A 19,526-nucleotide genomic window follows, 5' to 3' on the forward strand; every position below is an offset into this window, starting at 1 on the left:
CATGCTGTTATTTTTATGTTAGGGTGAGTTTTTTGATTCGTATTTAGGTAACTGAAATATGCGTTTGAAAATGCTGCTTTTTTTATTTTTACCATTGTTGTTTGCTTGTGTTTCTGCAGAGCAAGCTGAAGCCCCTAAAACCCGTTTTGTCACTGTTGTAACCGGAGATACCGAGTCTTTAGAAAGCTCGAGTGGCCGGTATGCTTGGCACCCTAGTGTGGGTAAAACTTACCTTGATAAAGCCGAAGATGAGGCATTACTGTTAACCGAATTACGAAAAAGTATAACCAAAGTCATGACTGAGAAAGGCTATACGCAAGTTTCATTAGAGCAACAACCTGATTTTTTAATTGGTGTGGCTGCAGCGCTAGAGTCTCAGATGAGTGACCAACAGATATTGGAGCGAGCGGGTATGATGGCGGGTATGTCCAGTAACTCGTTAGATCCTAAGCTCTACCAAAAAGGCTCAATTATGGTTGCCTTATTTCAAACCGAAGATACGAGTCCATTTTGGCGGGTATTAGGCCAAGGTATGGCACCTATTAAAGTCCCGCTTAGTGAACGAAAACAGCGTATAGAATCAGCCATTGAGGGATTGTTACAATACATTCCTAGGCGCTAAAACTTCATCATTGAGCTTTAGCATTTTAGTTTGTTAGCCTAAGGAGAGCGATAATGAGTAAGGGTCTACTGGTTACTATTAATCGCTCGCCTAGCGGCCACCGCCGCCTAAACCTATACGGGAGATGTCTAGTGTTACCTACACCTGCCAATGTAATGCTGACTCTTTAAAACCTTCTTATTGGGCTTAACTAAAAAGTCATCTTCGGCTGAGTGTAACTCTTGGAGTTAACTCCAGGTTAAGCGTAAAAAGCAGCTAAGAAAAAACACTCTATTAAATGAAATTTCAACACATTCGGCTAGGATTAAGTTAAGCCTTAAACTTATTGAAAAATAAGCCCTTATTTAGGCTAATCTAATTTGGCTTGCTACTTTGTGCTGACTACACTGAGGTCACAAATAAAATATTAAAACGATGTAGGGATCTTAATGTTAAAACAATACCCAATTACCGATTTACACCGCCACTTAGATGGCACCATTCGCGCAGAAACCATTTTGGAATTGGGTCGGAAGTTTAACGTAAGTTTGCCTGCTAACTCGCTACAAGAATTAATCCCCCATGTGCAAATTACCAAGCAAGAGCCTAACTTGGTGGCCTTCCTGTCTAAGTTAGATTGGGGAGTCAATGTATTAGGTGATTACGATGCTTGTGCGCGGGTGGCTGAAGAAAACGTTGAAGATTTAGTAAAAGCGCAGATCGACTATGCCGAATTACGTTTTAGCCCAGGCTATATGGCGATGAGCCATAATCTGAACCCAGAAGGGGTGGTTGAAGCGGTTATCGAAGGTGTGCGCCGTGGCATGCAAAAGCATGATGTGCAAGTAAACTTAATTGGCATCATGAGCCGCACTTTTGGTCAGCAAAGTTGTAGCGATGAGTTAGCTGCTTGTATGGCGTTTCGCGATCAGATTGTAGCGGTAGATTTGGCGGGTGACGAGTTAGGTCATCCGGGTAATTTATTTGTGGAGCAGTTTTCACGTGCTCGAGATGCCGGTTTTGCTATTACGGTGCATGCTGGTGAAGCCGCTGGTCCCGAGAGTGTGTGGCAAGCTATTCGCGAACTAGGTGCAACCCGCATTGGTCATGGGGTTAAGATTGCCGACGATCCAAAACTAATGGACTATGTAGCAAAACATAAGATTGGTGTGGAGTCTTGCTTATCATCTAATTTCCAAACCAATACCACGCCAGACTTAAGCCAGCATCCACTAAAACGCTTTTTAGAACACGGTATTCGAGCTAGCTTAAATACCGACGATCCAGGCGTATCGGCGATTGATTTACCCGACGAATACCGCATTGCACGCGAGCAGTTGGGCTTTGGAGATGAACAGATCGCCAAACTGCAAAGCAACGGTTTAAAAATGGCCTTTATTAGTGAAAGTGCGCGTCAGGCCTTGCGGGAAAAAGCCTCAAAACGCTAAAGGAACAAAGCAAAAGCCCATGCATTAGCACGGGCTTTGTTTATGGGCGCCGCACACCCAAGCTTATCTGTGGGCCTGGGCAATCCATTACTGCTGCTATGCAGCGGATCATTTCGTTTTCTAGTACGGTAAGTTGTTTATCTAAACAAACACATGCCACCAAGGCGCGCAAAATACGCTGCTTAATTTGCGGATAGGCGTTAGCGAGCTTTTTCACTGCTGGGCCAAAATGCTCAACCTGACATTGCTCCAGAGGCAACAAGGTAATGGTATATAAACCAATGCTGTTGGCGCCTATCCCAAAGGCGCGCTGAGTCTCGGTATCATTATCATGGCCAAAGTAAGCGAGGCTCGATAATACGACTGAAAACGGCTCAGCTAATGCAGGAATACTGCTATAGATCGGTTTGCTATGTGTGACTTTTTCAAATTGATGGGATAAGTAGTGTTTTACTAAGTGGTACAAACACCATTCATACATATCAACTTGTTGGTCTGCCTTAATTAGGCTGCGCAGGTTATCCATAAAACGCTGATATTGCTTAGCCGACATACACTTAAGCGCAGGAAAAGATAGTTCGAGCAAGGGTAAGCGGTAGCTTTTGTCCACCGAATTTATCCAATTCCATGCTTGAAGGGTTTCTTCGATTCTTGAAGATTTACTCAGGTTGTCTTTAATATCGTCTAGCTGTTTAGCGCGTTGTGTTTCGTCGTTGCTAAGCAGCAAGGCATAAACCACACTAATAACGCCACAAGGGTCATGAGCCAAACTGAGCAATCCATCGGGTAAGTGGGCTAATTCGCCACTTACTGTTACGGTATTCTCTGACAGGGTAAACTCAGCTTTTTCAGATTTGTTATCTAGAGCGTCTATGGCTGCTTCTGCAGCGGCAGCTACAAACACGGTTTTTTTGAGTTGCTCCTGGCGTTGTTGTTTGGTTTGCTGTTGGCTGGTTTTACTGTAAATAGGTTTGGCTACTTTTTTAATATCACGTTTTATCAGCGTGCCATCCCAGCGAGGAAGAATCCGTTTTATCCGCGATTTAATGGCCGGGTGAGTGGCAAAAAAACTGCCTAAGCGGCGAGCATCACCAATAAACATATGGCTGGTTTCTTGGCTAAGTGGGGTACGCAAACCCGAACCTGCATCATATCCGCCGATAATTTTTAGCGCATCGGCGATGCCATTAGGGTTACGCGTAAACTGCACAGCCGATGCATCTGCCAAATACTCGCGCTGTCGACTGATGGCCGCTTTGATCATATTTGCAAAGAACAAACCTATCCAGCCTAGAGCCAGTAAGCCAAATCCTGCAGCCGCCACCCGAGCGTCATTGTTGTTAGAACGGCTCGATGAACGGTGGCTATAACGCTGAGTATGCAGAATAAATTCACCAAGGTTAGCGATAAAAACTATCCCGCTAAGCAAGGCAATTAAGCGCACGTTTAGGCGCATATCACCATTTAGGATATGACTAAACTCGTGGGCGACTACACCTTGCAACTGCTCTCTATTAAGCTGTTCAAGTGCACCTTGAGTAATCCCGATTACTGCGTCGGCAGGGGTGTGCCCTGCTGCAAAAGCATTAATGCCAATTTCATCTTTAAGCAAATATACCGAAGGCACCGGCATGCCAGAGGCTAGTGCCATTTCTTCAACAACATTGAGTATTTGTTGCTGCTCTGGGTGTTGGCTATTTGGAGGAATACGCTGACCGCCTAAAGATTCAGCTATTCTTCGGCCGCCATCTTTTAACTGAAACCACTTAAAAGCAATCGCACAGATAATAACGCTAGTCATTACCAAGCTAACAAATACCAGAATATCAGCAGAGAAGAAGCTGCGATTGTCTGGCAAGTTTAACTCACTGGTAGAGTCAAACATCCACAAACACGCGGCGATCAAAATATTACTTAGGCCAATTAGAATGATCACTGCGATAACAAATAATAAGATCAACCACTTACTGTTACGACGAGCATGATCTTGTTCGGCAAAAAAGTTCATGGTGCTCCCCGGTGCTTAAAAAGACACTTTAGGGGCGTTTTGTATCTCAGCACTGTCGGCAAACTCGAGTAAGCTGGCGTCTTTTTTATGGCCAAATTGGGCAGCAAAAAATACCGGTGGGAAAGATTGACGGTATTCGTTGTATTCGGTTACTGAATCATTAAAGGCTTGGCGTGAAAAAGCGACACGGTTTTCTGTAGTAGTAAGCTCTTCACTCACTTGCATCATGTTATCGCTGGCTTTTAGCTCGGGGTAGTTCTCCATCACAATGTTCATTTTGCTCATTGCACCTTGCAACGCCCCTTCGGCGCTGGCCAATTTGCTAAGCGTTGCACCAGTAGGATCACTTGCTGCAGCACGCAATAATGCCGAAGCATCGTTACGGGCGCTAATCACGGCCTCTAAGGTGTCTTTCTCATGTGCCATATAAGCTTTGGCTGTTTCAACTAAATTAGGGATAAGGTCGTAACGACGTTTTAGTTGAACTTCTATTTGAGCAAAGGCGTTTTGGTAGCGATTACGCAAGCTAACTAAACGGTTGTAGATACCAACAACATAAAAAATTAGTGCCGCAATAATTACCAAAATTACGATTAGTGATACATCCATTTGCCTAAGTTCCTTTATTTATTAAACACTTAATATCTGCATGATACGGATTTAGCATAACAATGCTATGGCTTAACTAGCAGTTTACGCTTAAATGATTAAGTTAATTTTTGCCAAGGTGTAAGTAAATGTTGCCTACGTAAAATATTGTTGAATTGATTGAGAGAGCAAAGTCTAAGTGTTTGATTGTTGTAGGGCATCCGTGTTTCGAAAGCAGGAGCTATAGCTAGCTAAGCGCTTAGTTTTTTTACAAAAACTATTTTAGTTTAGCAAACAAATCTGCGATGCTAGATTTTCTCAAGGATGAAAAACAGGTTAAATGCTCATGCATGATCTCGCCACATTATCTGTAACTGTATTTATGGGTTTTTTCGCAATGATGAATCCTATTGCAAATACTGCTGTTTTTGTTGCTTTAACTGGTAGCCAAAATGCACTAGAACGCAAGCTAACAGCGTTACGCTCACTAGCGACGGCCTTTTGCATAGTGGCTGCTTTTTGCTTGCTAGGGAAAGGTATATTTGAACTATTTGGTATAACTCTGCCTGCATTACGTTTAGCTGGCGGTATATTAGTTTTTCTGGTGGGTTACCACATGTTGCAAGGTTCTAGCTCCCAAATGCATTCAAATAATCCCAGCAGTGAAAGTGAAGATGAAGATAAAGATATCGCCATATCTCCATTGGCTGTGCCCATTTTATCCGGGCCCGGAACCATTGCCACAGCGATGAATTACTCTGCTTCGGGAGGTTTTCTTAACATCATGGTCACCATGATAGCTTTCGCAGTGCTATGTATGATTACGTTCATCTGCTTTTTATATGGCCCAAAACTGATCGATAAGGTGGGCAAAAGTGGCATAAATATTACGACCCGTTTAATGGGGCTAATACTTTCGGTAATTGGTATGCAAATGCTGATACAAGGCGTGCATGATGCTTATATGTTGTTTCAATTAGTGAGTTAAAACCGAAGCTTGCGAGCAAAGTTTTAGCTGTATAGGTGCTTTGAGACTAGCTGTTATTACCCTAATAAGGAAAGCATAACAGTAGTACAACATACTCGCTTCTCAGCGAATATAATGTACTACTAATTTTATCTCGACTCTCTGTCAGCAAGCAGTTTGGCTATTTTAGCAGGTTCGTTTCGATAGCCATATCTAGCTAACTTATCAACCTCAGGATCGCTACAAAGGCTAAAATCATTCACCCAAGCGTCAATGCTAACTGAACTCATGAGTAATGTGAAAGGAGGGCACGCTTGATAGCCATGTTGCTCAGCAATTTTTTCGATACGGGATTTTTCTATTGATTGGCCTGGAAAGATGAAAAGAAATCCGATTATTATCGCCAATGCAAAAACCTTGGTTGAGTTATTTTTTAAACTGAGTGGAGGAGCACCTTTTATTGTATTCCTAAGCTGCCAAAGCATGAAGAGCGCACCTGTTAGAGTTGTTATTGCTCCACCAATGTAACCAGCATATTTAGTATCTAAATAAATAACAGGAAGTTTATTAGCTAATTGATTTTGAGTTGCATTAACCATATCAGTCATGAAAAGTAACCAACAAGCAATAAAAAAAAGACTGCTGAAGATTAAGAAGCCTAGGAGCGATTTCTTGGTTGTTTGTTCGGTTTTCATGTTGGAATGACCTAGAAAAAATTGTAAGGCGAATTGTTCATATTGGTTATTGCTTTCATTTGGTTAATTTTTTGATTCATTTTATCTATATCTTTATCCAAGGACTTTTCTGCAGATTCATTGAGCGCTTTGAGCAGCTTAGCTTTTAGATCGTAAGCGTTCGCAGTCTCAGTTAATAAACCTTGAATAATGAATGCAGCAATAACTCCCGCAGCCACAGGAAGGACGACGATACCAAATGTTGATACAGCAATAGTTCCTACTATGTAACCAAAAACCGCTGCGACCGAAGCTATAGTTATATCAGTTGCAACATCTACCACCCAATTGGTCATCAAGTAGTCTTTTTTAAGTACTAACTCCAGAGTATGGTGTGATACTGAAAATACAACTGTGATTAATACTCCACCACGGGCAGATGCTTTGAGCCCTTGTTGACCAATACCGAGTTTAAGCATTTGAGCATTTGTGGATAGGTATCTAGTCCCTTTAATGACGGTTCTTAGCTTGTGATTACCTTTAAAACTAATGTAACTTTTAGCGCCATTTTGAGTTATTTCGTATTTACCTAAAATACTCCCGCCACGCTGCATGTCTATTGCTAGCGCTCCCATAGCTTTTACGTCTATGGCTTGGCCAGCAAATTGGTTGGTGAGGCTAGCGGTATTTAAAACTAACTTTTGAGCGAGCTCCGATAGGCCTAAATCTTCCAATTTCTGACTAATCGCTGTTTGCTCAAGTCCTTGGCTTTGCTGTTTGGCTAACCATAGTGATAAAAACTGCGGTCCATGCAGTACATAAAGGTCCACTTCTTTCATTTCTGAAGCTTTAAGTTTGCTTAAGCAAGCATCTCGTTTGGCTTTGTTTCGTTGGGACAAACATTGAAATTGATTTTGAGCCACTGCAATTATCTCCTTTAGCTGCAGGGCTAGATAGTAAATAGCAATAATGACAAAGTAAACAATAAGTTTTATCTAAGGGAGGAATGCCCTTGAGCAGGACTAACTTGCAAAAAAACCAAGGCATGCCTTGGTTTTTCTGATTCTGTTCTTGAGTTTATACGATGGCGTGTTCTGGTTTGGTAGAAAGTACAGCTAATAAACGTTGTGCGTGCTCGGCCACTTCAATGCCTAAGTCGGTGAGGTAACCGCCGTCGGGTAGGGTGCTTAAACCTTTATCAAACAGGCTTTGCGCTGCAGCAATTACTTCGGGTGCTGCATCATGGTGAACCTTAATCCCAGTTTGCAAACTGCTCATATCAAATTGCAGCAGTAAGTTGAGTTCGTCGATAGTATTGGGAGTAAATTTCATCGTGCCATCCTTTATGTTTTTGTTATCTCCACATTAGAAAGCCCACTCTTATTGCGCAAGCGGTCAGGATAAGAACTGATACCTTACGCACTGTTTTATTTGCTTACGTGATGCCGTAGAAATCTCTCAATGACCTAGCGCAATTTTGTTCAATAAAGTTTATCGATGAATGCATATAGTTTGGTTTTGTTAGAAATACGGAGATTATGGTGAGTATATTTTTATCGATGTTGGTATTTGCATTTATTGGTGCTGTATCTCCGGGGCCAGTTAATATTATTGCTACAGGTGCTGGCGCTAATTTTGGTTTTCGGCAAGCCTTGCCACATGTAGTTGGGGCAAGTGTTAGTTATAGCTTAGTGGTGCTTACAACGGGCTTAGCGCTAAATGCGCTGTTGTATTGGCTTCCCAGTTTAACGGAAGCTTTAAAATACTTAGGGGGCGCATTTTTATTGTATATCGCGGTGAAAATTGCTTGTTCACCAGTGGCTACTCAGGCGGAGCAGGCTCTGGTTAAACCCCCTAGTTTATTACAAGGTGCGCTGGCACAAGGTTTAAACCCAAAGGCTTGGTTGGTTGCAATGTCTGGAGTAAGTTTATTTGTATCGGCACAGCAGCCAGCATGGTTATATTTGTTGGTTTTTTGCAGCATCTCTCTTATTGTTTGTTTGGCGGGAGTAGGAACATGGGCCGCGATAGGTTCGCTTATTGCTCGTTATTTGCAATCTCCAATGCGCATGCGCGTATTTAATGCGCTAATGGCGCTGCTATTGGCTTTTTCGGTATTGTCGCTTTTTGTGTAGCTCTATGAGTGAGGCTTTATGACAACTATTGCAAAGCATTTATTAAAGCGAAGTGCCCAGCTGCCTTTTGTTGAGCTGCGCCAAGCTGAGCATTCTGAGGCTTGTTACCATAGCCATTCTCATGATGAGTTTTCCTTTGGCATTATTGATACTGGCGAAGCCATTTATAAAAACATGCAACACCAGCATCATATTAGCCAGGGACATAGCGTAACCATTAACCCCGGAGATGTGCATTCTTGTAATCCAAAACAAGGTGCTTGGTCTTATCGAATGTTGTTTGTGGAAACGGCTTGGGTAGCGCAACTGCAACAAGAGATGTTTGCGCGTTCTGCCAGTGACTATTTTGCATTCGAGAAGCATTGCTTAAGTCATAAACAAAACTACCGTTTATTAGAGAGCTTGTTTAATAGCATTAAGCTAGAGCGAAACTCACTAGAGCAAGAAAGCCTGTTGATTGCTTTTTTGGAACAACAGCTTGCGGCAAAACACCCATTGCGAGCAGACTTAGGTTGTTTAGCTAAGCCACAATTAAAAAGGGTGAAAGAGTGTATTTCTGATCAGCTAGATAGTCAGCTAAGCTTGGGTGATCTTGCGGAAGTGGCCGGGCTTAGTCGTTTTCATTTAGTGCGTAGTTTTAAGCAAGTTTACGGATTGTCTCCGCATGCCTTTCAACTTAATCAGCGAATTAATCGCGCTAAAGCGCTATTGCGCGAAGGAAGCAGTATTGCCGACACCGCCTTAGATTTAGGCTTTGCTGATCAAAGTCACTTTCAACGAAATTTCAAAAAGCGCTTGGCACTTACACCTAAGCAGTACCAAGGCTTTTTTGTGTAGCATGCTTACCCTTGTGGGAGCACTGCAGAGTTAGTTCTTTAACGACTCCAACACCGGTAATAAATCACTCGGCTCTTGGCGCTTGGTGTAGTCTGGGTCGACAAAGGCACTCGCAATTGAACCATCTTGGGCAATGACATAAGTTACCGCTAGCGGTAAGTTAAATTGTCCTGCGCCGTTATGTTGTTCTACTTCAATACCAAATGATGAGTAAATAGGGCGTAGCTCTTCGGGTAGGGCAAAAACAATACCTAAGCTTTTGGCGTATTCTGCATTTTGGTCACTTAACACCTGAAACTCCAACTCATTTTTCTCGGCGGTGCTTAACGACGCATCTGGTAGCTCAGGGGTTATCGCTACTAGGCTTGCTCCTAAGGCTTTAATTTGCGGCAAAATTTGCTGGTAGGCGCGTAGCTCTAGGTTGCAGTAGGGACACCAGCCGCCACGGTAAAAAGTAACAATGGCTGGTCCTTGCTTGAGTAATTCAGCCAAACTAACCGAGTCACCATTTTGATTAGGTAAGGTAAACGCTGGTAGTTGTTGCCCTTGTTGAGGTGCCTTGGCTGCAATGCCACTCTCGGCTAAGTTTTTGGTGGCTTGTTTCATTAGCTGCTGCACCTCTAGTGGTGCTTTCGCTACAAAAGAAGCAATGTAATCGGCGATCTCTGTTTGTAAACTCATGGTCAATCCTTAAAAGTGTTAGCTTGTTTTTGAATGTTCATTCAAGCAGTGTTTGAATGAACATTCAAGTTAATTTTGAATAAACGTTCAAAAAGATGTTTAATTGTTTACCTCAAGGTATACTTACACCGAGTTACCTAAGTAGAGTGGATAGATAAATGGCTAAGATGCAGTTTCAGCGTGACCAGGTATTGGAGCAGTCGGCTAACTTGTTTTGGCGAGTGGGTTATAACGCCACTTCTATGCAACAGGTGTTCAAACATACTGGTTTAAAGCCGGGTAGTGTTTACTTAGCTTTTGGTAACAAAGAGGCACTATTTAAAGAGTCTTTAAGCCATTACGCTGCTGTCTCTAAAGCGGGAATTACCAAAAGTTTAGACGCCGCAAAATCTGTTGAATTGGGCATCTGCGAAATACTGGATGGCATGGTGTCCCAGTCTGCTGCGAAGGACTACTGCAGCTGCTTTTTAGTGAAAAGTCAGCTTGAGCTTAGTGATGAGCCAAACTTACAAAGTTTTGTGAGTGAGCAACTTCAGCAAATAGAGCAGCTTTATGCTGGCTATTTACAAGCAAAGTATGGTGAACAAGACGCTAAAGCCAAAGCGTGTTGTATCATGCTTCACATCTTTGGTATTCGAGTTTATAGCTACCACCAAGGTAGTGAGCTAGCCATGCGCCAAGCTTTGCGTACCGGGCTTGCTTGGTTGCCGTGGCATGGTTTGAATCACTAAAATTAGCTGCTAAAAAGTTAGGAATTACCAACTTAGCACTTGGTCATCCCAAGACCAAAACTTGCCGCTTTGCTCTGGACTTAGTTGATATATTCTCTTCAGCAGCAATGTTGCACTGCGTTCGCTGGTTAACAGCTTGTGTTTGGCAACATTGGCTTGAAATGGCTTCGATAAGGCTGTGTCGGTAGTACCTGGGTGCCAAGCTGCAACACATACTTTAGGATGGGTGCGTTGCCATTCTATAGCGATGTTTTTTAAGGCCATATTGAGCGCGGCTTTAGCACAGCGATAACTATGCCAACCACCAATGCGATTGTCGCTAATGGATGCCAGCTTGGCCGAGATACTTAAAAATACGCCGGATTGACTATGTTTTAGCGCCTTAGCGGCATGTTTTGCCAGTAGTAAGCTGGGCAGCGCATTTAGCTGCATGCTCAACATAAAGCTAGCCGCTTGGCATTGGCTTAAGCTTTTTTCAGGCTTTAACTGAGGCGAGTGTAATACTCCGGCGCAATTTATTAGCCAATCTAGTTGGTGAATATTGGCCATTAGCGCCGCTATCTCTGTTTCATCACTAAGGTCTAGTTGCTGCCAATTAAGCTTAGGATGCTGCAAGGCAGGCATGTTCGAATACCAAGTGGCAGTGACACTTGTAATTGTTTCTTGTTCGAGCAGTTGTTTAACTAAAGCGAGGCCTATGCCGCCGCTGCCGCCAGTTACCAATACTTTCATGGGTAGAACTTTGTGGTTGGTTTTAGTTGTTTACGTGGCGAAGCGTTAACTAGTTTATTAAAGCAGTAATTAAGTGAGGGCTAGTGGAGTAAAAACGGTGAGAAATTTAGTGGCAAGCTCACACTTGCCACTGTTAGCCAAGTTTAGAACAAGTGGCTGTATTGCATAGAGTAGTAGATGGCGTCTGAGCGAGTGTGACCAACTACTGTGCTTATCGGTAAATCGGCACCTTCTAATACTTCGCTATTCTCTAATACTTCCACATCTTTACCACGAACTAAGGCAATACCAAAGTCGATGCTTGAGTTTTTGTTTAAGTGGTAACTTGCACCAGCGGTATACCAGTTACGATCTGAATCAGGAATAGATAGCGAGCTAATCTCATCCACTACACCTTTGTCATGCATGTAACCGGCACGCGCGGTCCAATTTTGATTGATAGTGTAAGTACCACCTACACTAAATAACCAAGAGTTCTTCCATTGGTAACTTTTTACCGTGGCGTCTGGGTTTGAACCGGTAACAGTAATATGCTCAAAGTCGCCCCAACTGGTATGTTGCGCCGTGTAGTGAATCGCCCAGCTAGGGCTTAACTCGTGGTAACCGGCGATTTGGAAAATGTTTGGCAGAGGAATATGAATTTCATCATAATTTTGTGTTTGGTACTCTACTTTGCCATCAGCTTTAAAGGTTGGGCTAATGCGGTAGCTCATACCTAAACGGTTTTTATCGTTGATTTCGTAGGTAGCACCTACAATACCCCCCAAGGCCCAGCCGTCTGCGTCCACATCAACGAGAGTAGCCTGGCTTTGTGGATTTGGAGTTATTTGACCACTGCGTTTCAATTTGCCTTCACCGTAGATAAGATCTACACCGGCGCCAATGCTAAATTGTTGGTTAATCCGGTAAGACACACTAGCGTTTAAGTTAGAGGTGACAACCTCGGTGTTACCCATTAGATCTACAGGGGTTACGGACGCGCCTGAGTTATTCATAGAGCTAATATCGGTACCCGTACCAAAATTAGAAAATGCACCAACGCCAACAGCAAAGGAATCGTTAATGGGGTGAATGTAGTAGATGTTAGGAATAACTTTGTTGTCCGCTGCGTCTGGTTCGCTACCGTATTGAATGGTGCCGCCTAAAGCGCTTACATCTTTAATGGTGACATCTACGTCGGCGTAGGTTAAGCCTAATGATAGTGCTTTGCGGTCGAACATCGCCATGGCTGCAGGGTTACGAGATAGTACTGATGCATTATCGGCAATTACCGCGTCGCCAGAAAACGCACGCCCAATGCCGGTAGCTGATTGGCTATTTAATTGGAAACCTGCCGCTAAGCTTTGGCCGGTGAGTAAGGAGGCGCTAATAGCAACTAGACTTAATTTACGTTTATTCATAACTTCTGGTCTCTAAGATAAGTGCATCAGTTCGCGGTGCGTAACTGAATTGTTTTATTTTTGTAATATTTTGCGCATCTTAGGCAAGTGATCAGTCCTCTACAACTCCGACCAGAGCGAATATTCTAATGTGGAAATTGTTAAAAGTAGTGGTCTGACCTGGGAGTGGTAAGCTAAGCGTTTGGTTTATAGTGCATAATTTTGTGAATTGATGGCGAAACCTAAATCGCTGTTAGATTACTTGAGGTAGGTAGGAGTATATCTAATGTTTAAAAATGAGAGCTTTATTCGCGAGAGCAAGCCATGATAAGACATATTCTTTTGATTAAGTTTAAGGCTGAAGTGAGTGATGAAAACATTCAGCAAGCTCGGCAAAATTTTTTAGATATTCCAGATAAAATAGAAGGAGTGCTAGAGGTTGAATGGGGGCGAAACGATAGCCCTGAAGCCTTAAACAAAAACTATCAATACAGTGTGATAATGACCTTTGCTGATGAAGCAGCGCGGCAACACTATCTACCCCATCCAGAACATGAGCGTCTAAAACACCATTTTGTTCCCTTGCTCGAAGACATTATTGTTTTTGACTTCACTTTATAAAGCATTTTAACGGCCGCTGTTATTTGTGAGTAAAGCTTGGCGACTAATCTTTAGTGGTGATTGTTTTAGGTCTAACCAGCTTAGATTAACTTGTTGATGTGTTTTTAATCAATTATGCTTGGCGTATTAAACAGCACCTTTGGTGTTGCTAAATTTGTGCAAGTAAATGCGTTGTTGGATGAGGGTTAGTTTGCAAATGAAAATTGTAGTTGTTGGTCTGTTAGTGGCTTGCTTAGTAGGCTGTGGTTCAGAGCAGGAAGACTCTGCCTCTGTAAGTATGGCTAATCCCGCATCTGTATATTGTGTAGAACAAGGTGGAGACCCACAGATTAAGAAAACCGCTGAAGGAGAGGTAGGCTATTGCCTCTTTCCCGACGGGCGGGTTGTTGAGCAATGGGACTTTTATCGCGCCAGTTTGGAGTGACAATGGTTTGGTGTAGCACTTTAGTTGTTTAATCAGGCTTTTACTTCGATTTTTACTGAGTTACAAGATATCTTACAACAATCGATGAGTGGCTGAATAAGCCCGTTTTATGTAGGTTGGAAATGATAAAGCTAAGTGCAACAGCACTGCTTATTGGCAGTGTGTTAAGCCTTACCGCTTGTGGAGAAAAGCCCAAGGTATATAGCGGGCGTTTTATTTTTGGTCACGAGGTGAGAGAGTTTATACCTTGCGGCCGCTCGGCATTATGGTGGCAAGCTGATCAAGACCTAGTAGCCGATCTCATCGAATTCTACCAACTCAATACTACAGAACCTTACCAAGCCATTTACGTTCAAGCAGAAGCTAAGCTGCTTCCAGCCGCGACAGATGGATATGCGCAAGAGTACCCCGCAGTGTTACGTTTGGATAAAATACTCGATTGGCAACAGGCTGTGCCGGACAGTTGTAATGCTCCCTCTTCGTAATAAAGGATCGTGGTTTTGCTTGCGCGTTTAATTTTTTCTATTTGTACTGCGGTAACCAGTTTAAGCAGTTTGGTTATTTTTGGTTTGAGTGGGTGGCCGTTGTTGTTTTTGGCTCTCGCTTGTTTTGTCACCTTATCTTTGTATTTTAAAGGCTTAGATTATATAGCTATATTACTGGCAAGAATTTGCGGCGCATTAGCGCTGTTAGGTTTAGCCTTGTTAATGTTAGCGGCTACCGTAGGCGGCAGTTTTCATTTATCGCCTAGTAATTGGTTAATGGCGGGCTTAATGCTTACGATGAGTTTGTCGGGGTTTAGTGCCTTCTTTTGGCAACAGGCTGAGCCACCCATTACCGAGGAATAAGCATGTTTAAGGCTTTTCATCATGTGGCGATAATCTGCGCCAACTATACCCGTTCAAAACACTTTTATTGTGAGTTATTGGGCCTTGAAGTAGTTGCCGAACACTACCGAGAATAGCGAGATTCTTATAAATTGGATTTAGCCTTGCCCAGCGGCGAGCAAATAGAGTTGTTTTCTTTTGCTAACGCACCTGCAAGGCCGAGTTACCCAGAGGCGCAAGGTTTGCGTCACTTAGCGTTTGCGGTGGAAGATGTAGAGCAAACGGCTGCTTTGCTAAAGTCAAAAGGTATAGAGGTGGAGCCGGTCAGAGTCGACCCTTATACCGACAAAAAATTCACCTTTTTTAGTGACCCAGACGGCTTGCCTTTAGAGCTGTATCAAGAGTAATTTTGCTTTGATCGCTTTTCAGCAAACTATGGGCTTTAGCGAGAAGTTTTTATGCATACTAGAGCAACTTGAAGAGTTGCTGCAATAATTGGCTCAGTAGCATAATTAATTGATCCCTTTAGCTTTTAGCTACGTTATAAGCAAGTTGACGAGATGACTATAGGTAGCCAATGAGCACGCAATTACTGTGGTTTAGAAACGATTTACGCAGCAAAGATAACCAAGCGCTAAGCGATGCTGTGGCTAGCGGGAAAGCTGTGTTAGCGGTGTATATATTATGCAGCAAACAATGGCAGCAGCATGATTTAGCTCCGATTCAAGCCGATCTTATCTTGCGTCGTTTAATTCAATTACGCGAAGATTTAGCTGCGCTTAACATTCCTTTGTTGGTGCTTGAGTTAGACGGCTACCAGCAGGTGCCAGAATGTTTATTATCGCTATGTCGGCAATACCAAATCACAGAAGTTTATTGCCATTATCAATACGAATTAAACGAACAGCGCCGTGATCAAGCTGTTGAGCAAGCCTTAAGCCAGCAAGCTATTGGTTTTAATCGTTACCATGGTGACTGTATTGTTCGGCCTGGGCAGGTGCTTACAAAAAGCGGTGAGAACTTTAAAGTATTTACCCCCTTCCGTAAGGCATGGTTAGCCAGTTTAAGCGAGCAATCTTATAGCCCTTTAGGCAGCCCTAAAGCGATTGATAAATCGTTACTTAATGAACCGTTGTTAAACTTACTCAATCACCCACAATCGATTAACTGCAATTACCCACGGGTAGATAGCAGCGCTTGGAGCTGCCAAGACCAACAAATTATTCAACAGCTGCGCGATTTTAGCGCCAGCAAGGCCATTGATTATCACGATTTGCGTGACATGCCTGCGTTAAACGCAACCAGTAAACTATCGGCCTATTTAGCCTTGGGCATGCTGTCTGCGCGGCAATGTTTAGCCAGAATCTATCTCGACCATGCCGAGGCAATTGCCAGCCAGCAGGGCGGGGCGTTTACTTGGTTAAGTGAGATTATTTGGCGGGAGTTTTATCGCCATTTAATGGCGGTTAACCCTCATTTGTGTAAAGGCAGCGCCTACTTAACATGGACCGAATCGGTCGCTTGGCAAGATGATGAGCACTTACTTAAGGCTTGGCAGCAAGGCAAAACCGGTTACCCAATTGTAGATGCCGCCATGTTGCAACTTAAACAAACTGGCTGGATGCACAATCGCTTGCGGATGGTGGTTGCTAGCTTTTTAGCTAAAGATTTATTACTTAACTGGCGTTACGGTGAGCGTTGGTTTATGCAGCATTTAATCGATGGCGATTTTGCGTCTAACAATGGTGGCTGGCAATGGGCAGCGTCTACTGGCACAGATGCTCAGCCTTATTTCCGTATCTTTAATCCGACAACCCAGGCTCAGCGATTTGATCCGGATGGAGAGTTTGTTCGCGCTTGGCTGCCAGAGTTAGCTAACATTCCGGGCAAGCATGTGCATACGCCGCATACTTGGGCCAATAAACATGGGGTGTCTTTGAACTATCCCTTACCAGTGGTAGATCATGCAGTGCAACGTAAACAAGCTTTGTATTTATTCGAACAAGCAAAAAACAAGGCTTGACCTTCCTCTTACGGGAGGGTTGACACTATACTCCAAGTGCTAATGCTGTTGGAGTAGAAAATGACTGACTCGCTAGTCTTCCCCTTGCAAGGTTTACGCTGTGCTGGCTGTGTTCGAAAGGTTGAAAAAATTATTTCGGAACATCCCGATGTAAGCGATGCATCGGTTAATTTGGCCTTAAATCAAGTTCGACTTGATACCTCCAGTACTGTTGCATTACCGCAACTTCGTAAACGGCTAAGTGAGCAAGGTTTTGACATTCCTTTTGTTCGTCATTGTTGGCAAATTGAAGGGCTAAACTGCGCAAGCTGTGTGAGTAAGTTAGAATCCGCTTTAGCCAAGCAACAAGGCATCGATAAAGTAAGTGTTAACTTAGCTTTAAATCAGCTCAGCTTAGAGCTCCTGCCAGATACACAAACTTTAGCTCAAGTAAAAAAAACGCTGGCTAGCAATGGCTTTACCATTAAACAAAGCACCGCAAGCTCACAGCCTAGTGCCAAACAAGTCATACCTTGGCGTTTGTTATTCAGCATAGCCTTGTCGATTCCATTAGTAATGCCAATGATATTTAGCAGTTTATCGCTTCCCGCCTTGTGGCAGTTTCTACTGGCAACGCCAGTGCAATTTTACGCAGGTTTGGCCTTTTATAAAGGCGCTTGGCAGGCCTTGAAGCAAGGCAGTAGCACCATGGATACCTTGGTAGTTATGGGCACCAGTACCGCGTACTTTTACAGTATTTACCTGTGGATGAATGGCCAGACCGGGCATTTATATTTTGAGGCTGCAGCAGTCATTATCAGCTTAATTTTGCTGGGCAAATATTTAGAAACACGCGCCAAACAACAAGCGGCTAAAAGCATTGCCGATTTAGTGAAACTAAGCCCGCAACGTGCTTTAAAGCTGGATGCTAAAGGCATTGGTGAAGAAGTTGATGTTAGCGAGCTGTTGGTGGGCGATGTGATTTTGGTTAAACCGGGCGAGCAATTAGCAGCCGACGGCCAAGTAAGTTGGGGTAGCAGTGAAGTATCGGAAGCGGTGATTACTGGAGAAAGCCTACCCTTACAAAAGGAAGTGGGTGACCCGGTGCTTGCGGGTAGTTTAAATGGTTCGGGTTTGCTGCAAGTTACTGTAAGCGCCGAGAATCGCAACAGCACACTAAGCAAAATCATCCAATTGGTGAGCGAAGCACAATCGGGTAAAGCGCCAATTCAAGGTTTAGTTGATAAAATTAGCCACTATTTTGTGCCAGTGGTGTTGCTAATTGCTTTGGCGAGCCTGCTAGTTTGGACAATTTACGGCGATGTTAATCAGGGCCTTATCGCTGCCGTATCGGTGTTGGTGATTGCTTGCCCGTGTGCCTTGGGATTGGCTACGCCAACGGCTTTGGTTGCCGGCACCGGCAGAGGCGCAAAGCTTGGGATTTTGTATCGTAATATTCAAGCCTTAGAGCTTAGTCATAAAGTAAGCGATGTAGTATTTGATAAAACCGGTACCTTAACTCAGGGTAAACCGAGCTTGGTGAAAAGCTTTAGCAGCAGCAAACTAAACCAGCAAGAGTTAATAAACCTAGCCGCGAGCGCCCAGCAGGGCAGCCAGCATCCCTTAGCCAGTGCTTTGCTTAAAGCGGCCGAAGACACGCCTTTACAGCCTTTACACTACTTTAATAGTTATCCAGGATTAGGCATAGAAGCTCAGTTAAGCGGTGATAGCGGCTCTGAGCAGCGAGTATTTTTAGGAAACCAGCGCTTTGTGACTCAGCAGCTAGCCGGCAAGCTTACTCAGCCTTTCTCAGCAGAACTACAAACGCAAGCTGAACAATGGCTGCAACAGGGGTTTACCGTTGTATATGTCGCAACAACCAAAGAACTGCTTGGTCTATTGGCGTTTAAAGACGTAATTCGCCCTAACGCAAAACAAGCGGTGAGTGCGCTGCAAAACCTAAATCTAAAGACACATTTATTAAGTGGTGACGCTAAGCCGGTGACTAAAGCCTTTGCTAAACAAGTCAATATTAAACACTGGCAAGCAGAGTTACTGCCAGCGCAAAAGCTAGCACAGATAGGCAAACTGCAAGCGCAACATTCCACCGTTATGATGGTGGGTGATGGGGTTAACGACGCGCCAGCCTTAGCGCAAGCTGAGGTAGGTATTGCCATGGGCGGAGGCAGTGATATTGCCCTTAATAGCGCCGATGTTGTGTTGATGCGAGATGATCCTTTATTGATTGCTCAAGCCGTTGCGCTTGCCAAGCAAACTTGGCGAACCCTTCAGCAAAATTTGTTTTGGGCTTTTATCTACAACGTCATTGGTATTCCTATCGCAGCGATGGGCTTGCTTAACCCAGCTTTTGCTGGGGCGGCCATGGCCTTAAGTTCGGTGTGTGTGGTAAGTAATGCAGTGCGACTTAATTATTGGCAGAGTCCAATTAAAGCACTTAAGCAGGAGCAGCAGTAATGTTTAAAATTGGAGAAGTGGCCAAGCTAAGCGGTCTGTCGGTAAAAACGGTTCGCTACTACCACGATGTTGGTTTGGTTAAAGCCATAAAAGCCGACAATGGTTACCGGTATTATCGCCAAGAGCAAGTCACTCATTTACGCTTTTTAGGCAATTGCCGAGAGCTCGGTTTTAGCTTATTACAAAGCCAGCAGCTGTTGTCTTTGTATGCAGATAAACAGCGCTGCGCCAGCGAAGTAAAGGCTATTGCCACCGAGCACCTCACCGAGATTGAGCAACGGATCGAGCAGCTGCAGCAACTACAACAAAGCTTAACCAGCATGGTGAACTGCTGTCGTGGTGATGCTCGTCCAGATTGTCCAATAATCGATGGATTAGCGGCAAGATAGTTACTGT

General features: G+C 43.7%; 21 protein-coding genes and 1 pseudogene. 14 read left to right on the forward strand and 8 right to left on the reverse strand.

From position 1 onward, the window contains the following. Window positions 1–58 precede the first annotated feature (58 nt). Window positions 59–622, forward strand: a complete 564-nt coding sequence (locus tag K5L93_RS14575; RefSeq protein ID WP_220720489.1) for a DUF4136 domain-containing protein — start codon at window positions 59–61, stop codon at window positions 620–622. Between the two features lie 428 nt (window positions 623–1,050). Next, window positions 1,051–2,049 carry an adenosine deaminase gene (add, locus tag K5L93_RS14580; protein WP_220720490.1) on the forward strand — a complete coding sequence of 333 codons (999 nt, stop codon included), beginning with the start codon at window positions 1,051–1,053 and terminating at the stop codon, window positions 2,047–2,049. 40 nt (window positions 2,050–2,089) lie between these two features. Here the strand turns inward: add and K5L93_RS14585 are convergent, their stop codons facing one another. Then, window positions 2,090–4,057 (reverse strand): M48 family metallopeptidase, encoded by a 1,968-nt coding sequence (locus K5L93_RS14585; RefSeq protein ID WP_220720491.1) that lies wholly within the window; start codon window positions 4,055–4,057, stop codon window positions 2,090–2,092. Between the two features lie 15 nt (window positions 4,058–4,072). Beyond that, window positions 4,073–4,666: a LemA family protein gene (locus K5L93_RS14590; protein ID WP_220720492.1), complete on the reverse strand. Its 594-nt coding sequence runs from the start codon at window positions 4,664–4,666 to the stop codon at window positions 4,073–4,075. 376 nt (window positions 4,667–5,042) lie between these two features. On the opposite strand from K5L93_RS14590, the gene K5L93_RS14595 reads away from it, so the two are divergent. After that, the gene (locus K5L93_RS14595; protein WP_246615059.1) at window positions 5,043–5,633 is read left to right on the forward strand and encodes a MarC family protein; all 591 of its coding nucleotides are present in this window, start codon (window positions 5,043–5,045) and stop codon (window positions 5,631–5,633) included. Between the two features lie 128 nt (window positions 5,634–5,761). Here K5L93_RS14595 and K5L93_RS14600 read toward each other — a convergent pair whose 3' ends face one another. The 3 genes from K5L93_RS14600 to K5L93_RS14610 all read right to left on the reverse strand — a co-directional run bounded on the left by K5L93_RS14600 (window position 5,762) and on the right by K5L93_RS14610 (window position 7,618). Then, entirely contained in the window at window positions 5,762–6,307 is a 546-nt protein-coding gene (locus K5L93_RS14600; protein WP_220720493.1) for a hypothetical protein, read from the reverse strand. A gap of 11 nt (window positions 6,308–6,318) precedes the next feature. Next, a complete protein-coding gene (locus K5L93_RS14605) occupies window positions 6,319–7,125 on the reverse strand; it encodes a hypothetical protein (RefSeq protein WP_220720494.1) in 807 nt (268 codons plus the stop codon). Between the two features lie 238 nt (window positions 7,126–7,363). Beyond that, window positions 7,364–7,618 carry a TIGR02647 family protein gene (locus K5L93_RS14610; RefSeq protein WP_220720495.1) on the reverse strand — a complete coding sequence of 85 codons (255 nt, stop codon included), beginning with the start codon at window positions 7,616–7,618 and terminating at the stop codon, window positions 7,364–7,366. A gap of 206 nt (window positions 7,619–7,824) precedes the next feature. On the opposite strand from K5L93_RS14610, the gene K5L93_RS14615 reads away from it, so the two are divergent. Both K5L93_RS14615 and K5L93_RS14620 read left to right on the forward strand, forming a co-directional pair. Further along, on the forward strand, window positions 7,825–8,421 hold the full coding sequence (locus tag K5L93_RS14615; protein WP_220720496.1) for a LysE family translocator: 597 nt from the start codon (window positions 7,825–7,827) through the stop codon (window positions 8,419–8,421). An 18-nt stretch (window positions 8,422–8,439) separates the two neighbouring features. Beyond that, window positions 8,440–9,258 carry an AraC family transcriptional regulator gene (locus K5L93_RS14620; protein ID WP_220720497.1) on the forward strand — a complete coding sequence of 273 codons (819 nt, stop codon included), beginning with the start codon at window positions 8,440–8,442 and terminating at the stop codon, window positions 9,256–9,258. A gap of 30 nt (window positions 9,259–9,288) precedes the next feature. Here K5L93_RS14620 and K5L93_RS14625 read toward each other — a convergent pair whose 3' ends face one another. Then, on the reverse strand, window positions 9,289–9,939 hold the full coding sequence (locus K5L93_RS14625) for a peroxiredoxin-like family protein (protein ID WP_220720498.1): 651 nt from the start codon (window positions 9,937–9,939) through the stop codon (window positions 9,289–9,291). Between the two features lie 158 nt (window positions 9,940–10,097). Here K5L93_RS14625 and K5L93_RS14630 point away from each other — a divergent pair, with 158 nt between their 5' ends. Next, window positions 10,098–10,670, forward strand: a complete 573-nt coding sequence (locus K5L93_RS14630) for a TetR/AcrR family transcriptional regulator (RefSeq protein WP_220720499.1) — start codon at window positions 10,098–10,100, stop codon at window positions 10,668–10,670. A 24-nt stretch (window positions 10,671–10,694) separates the two neighbouring features. On the opposite strand, the gene K5L93_RS14635 is transcribed toward K5L93_RS14630, so the two are convergent. Both K5L93_RS14635 and K5L93_RS14640 read right to left on the reverse strand, forming a co-directional pair. Further along, complete coding sequence (locus K5L93_RS14635; protein ID WP_220720500.1) at window positions 10,695–11,402, reverse strand: SDR family NAD(P)-dependent oxidoreductase; 708 nt, start codon at window positions 11,400–11,402, stop codon at window positions 10,695–10,697. A 143-nt stretch (window positions 11,403–11,545) separates the two neighbouring features. After that, window positions 11,546–12,802 carry an OmpP1/FadL family transporter gene (locus K5L93_RS14640; RefSeq protein ID WP_220720501.1) on the reverse strand — a complete coding sequence of 419 codons (1,257 nt, stop codon included), beginning with the start codon at window positions 12,800–12,802 and terminating at the stop codon, window positions 11,546–11,548. 303 nt (window positions 12,803–13,105) lie between these two features. Here K5L93_RS14640 and K5L93_RS14645 point away from each other — a divergent pair, with 303 nt between their 5' ends. The 8 genes and pseudogenes from K5L93_RS14645 (at window position 13,106) to K5L93_RS14680 (ending at window position 19,519) form a co-directional block, all read left to right on the forward strand. Beyond that, complete coding sequence (locus K5L93_RS14645; RefSeq protein ID WP_220720502.1) at window positions 13,106–13,402, forward strand: Dabb family protein; 297 nt, start codon at window positions 13,106–13,108, stop codon at window positions 13,400–13,402. Between the two features lie 196 nt (window positions 13,403–13,598). Beyond that, a complete protein-coding gene (locus tag K5L93_RS14650; protein ID WP_220720503.1) occupies window positions 13,599–13,826 on the forward strand; it encodes a putative hemolysin in 228 nt (75 codons plus the stop codon). Between the two features lie 122 nt (window positions 13,827–13,948). Further along, window positions 13,949–14,311, forward strand: coding sequence for a hypothetical protein (locus K5L93_RS14655; RefSeq protein ID WP_220720504.1), 363 nt, complete (start codon window positions 13,949–13,951; stop codon window positions 14,309–14,311). A 15-nt stretch (window positions 14,312–14,326) separates the two neighbouring features. Next, window positions 14,327–14,674: a hypothetical protein gene (locus tag K5L93_RS14660; protein WP_220720505.1), complete on the forward strand. Its 348-nt coding sequence runs from the start codon at window positions 14,327–14,329 to the stop codon at window positions 14,672–14,674. 2 nt (window positions 14,675–14,676) lie between these two features. Then, window positions 14,677–15,060: pseudogene (gloA2, locus tag K5L93_RS14665) on the forward strand (SMU1112c/YaeR family gloxylase I-like metalloprotein). 170 nt (window positions 15,061–15,230) lie between these two features. Next, window positions 15,231–16,676 carry a deoxyribodipyrimidine photo-lyase gene (gene phrB / locus K5L93_RS14670; protein ID WP_220720506.1) on the forward strand — a complete coding sequence of 482 codons (1,446 nt, stop codon included), beginning with the start codon at window positions 15,231–15,233 and terminating at the stop codon, window positions 16,674–16,676. A 60-nt stretch (window positions 16,677–16,736) separates the two neighbouring features. Next, window positions 16,737–19,130, forward strand: coding sequence for a heavy metal translocating P-type ATPase (locus K5L93_RS14675; RefSeq protein WP_220720507.1), 2,394 nt, complete (start codon window positions 16,737–16,739; stop codon window positions 19,128–19,130). Then, a complete protein-coding gene (locus K5L93_RS14680) occupies window positions 19,130–19,519 on the forward strand; it encodes a MerR family DNA-binding protein (protein WP_220720508.1) in 390 nt (129 codons plus the stop codon). The genes K5L93_RS14675 and K5L93_RS14680 overlap by 1 nt, the downstream gene beginning before the upstream one ends. Window positions 19,520–19,526 lie beyond the last annotated feature (7 nt).

The organism is Agarivorans litoreus (assembly GCF_019649015.1).
Lineage (GTDB): Bacteria > Pseudomonadota > Gammaproteobacteria > Enterobacterales > Celerinatantimonadaceae > Agarivorans > Agarivorans litoreus.

What these genes read in the sequence shown, in the direction of transcription:
- K5L93_RS14675 (WP_220720507.1), top strand. Translation starts at nt 16,737, where the DNA reads ATGACTGACTCGCTAGTCTTCCCCTTGCAAGGTTTACGCTGTGCTGGC.
- K5L93_RS14650 (WP_220720503.1), top strand. Translation starts at nt 13,599, where the DNA reads ATGAAAATTGTAGTTGTTGGTCTGTTAGTGGCTTGCTTAGTAGGCTGT.
- K5L93_RS14635 (WP_220720500.1), bottom strand. Translation starts at nt 11,402, where the DNA reads ATGAAAGTATTGGTAACTGGCGGCAGCGGCGGCATAGGCCTCGCTTTA.
- K5L93_RS14615 (WP_220720496.1), top strand. Translation starts at nt 7,825, where the DNA reads ATGGTGAGTATATTTTTATCGATGTTGGTATTTGCATTTATTGGTGCT.
- K5L93_RS14595 (WP_246615059.1), top strand. Translation starts at nt 5,043, where the DNA reads ATGATGAATCCTATTGCAAATACTGCTGTTTTTGTTGCTTTAACTGGT.
- phrB (WP_220720506.1), top strand. Translation starts at nt 15,231, where the DNA reads ATGAGCACGCAATTACTGTGGTTTAGAAACGATTTACGCAGCAAAGAT.
- K5L93_RS14640 (WP_220720501.1), bottom strand. Translation starts at nt 12,802, where the DNA reads ATGAATAAACGTAAATTAAGTCTAGTTGCTATTAGCGCCTCCTTACTC.
- K5L93_RS14645 (WP_220720502.1), top strand. Translation starts at nt 13,106, where the DNA reads ATGATAAGACATATTCTTTTGATTAAGTTTAAGGCTGAAGTGAGTGAT.
- K5L93_RS14655 (WP_220720504.1), top strand. Translation starts at nt 13,949, where the DNA reads ATGATAAAGCTAAGTGCAACAGCACTGCTTATTGGCAGTGTGTTAAGC.
- K5L93_RS14605 (WP_220720494.1), bottom strand. Translation starts at nt 7,125, where the DNA reads ATGAAAGAAGTGGACCTTTATGTACTGCATGGACCGCAGTTTTTATCA.
- K5L93_RS14610 (WP_220720495.1), bottom strand. Translation starts at nt 7,618, where the DNA reads ATGAAATTTACTCCCAATACTATCGACGAACTCAACTTACTGCTGCAA.
- K5L93_RS14680 (WP_220720508.1), top strand. Translation starts at nt 19,130, where the DNA reads ATGTTTAAAATTGGAGAAGTGGCCAAGCTAAGCGGTCTGTCGGTAAAA.
- K5L93_RS14625 (WP_220720498.1), bottom strand. Translation starts at nt 9,939, where the DNA reads ATGAGTTTACAAACAGAGATCGCCGATTACATTGCTTCTTTTGTAGCG.
- K5L93_RS14585 (WP_220720491.1), bottom strand. Translation starts at nt 4,057, where the DNA reads ATGAACTTTTTTGCCGAACAAGATCATGCTCGTCGTAACAGTAAGTGG.
- K5L93_RS14590 (WP_220720492.1), bottom strand. Translation starts at nt 4,666, where the DNA reads ATGGATGTATCACTAATCGTAATTTTGGTAATTATTGCGGCACTAATT.
- K5L93_RS14575 (WP_220720489.1), top strand. Translation starts at nt 59, where the DNA reads ATGCGTTTGAAAATGCTGCTTTTTTTATTTTTACCATTGTTGTTTGCT.
- K5L93_RS14630 (WP_220720499.1), top strand. Translation starts at nt 10,098, where the DNA reads ATGGCTAAGATGCAGTTTCAGCGTGACCAGGTATTGGAGCAGTCGGCT.
- add (WP_220720490.1), top strand. Translation starts at nt 1,051, where the DNA reads ATGTTAAAACAATACCCAATTACCGATTTACACCGCCACTTAGATGGC.
- K5L93_RS14620 (WP_220720497.1), top strand. Translation starts at nt 8,440, where the DNA reads ATGACAACTATTGCAAAGCATTTATTAAAGCGAAGTGCCCAGCTGCCT.
- K5L93_RS14600 (WP_220720493.1), bottom strand. Translation starts at nt 6,307, where the DNA reads ATGAAAACCGAACAAACAACCAAGAAATCGCTCCTAGGCTTCTTAATC.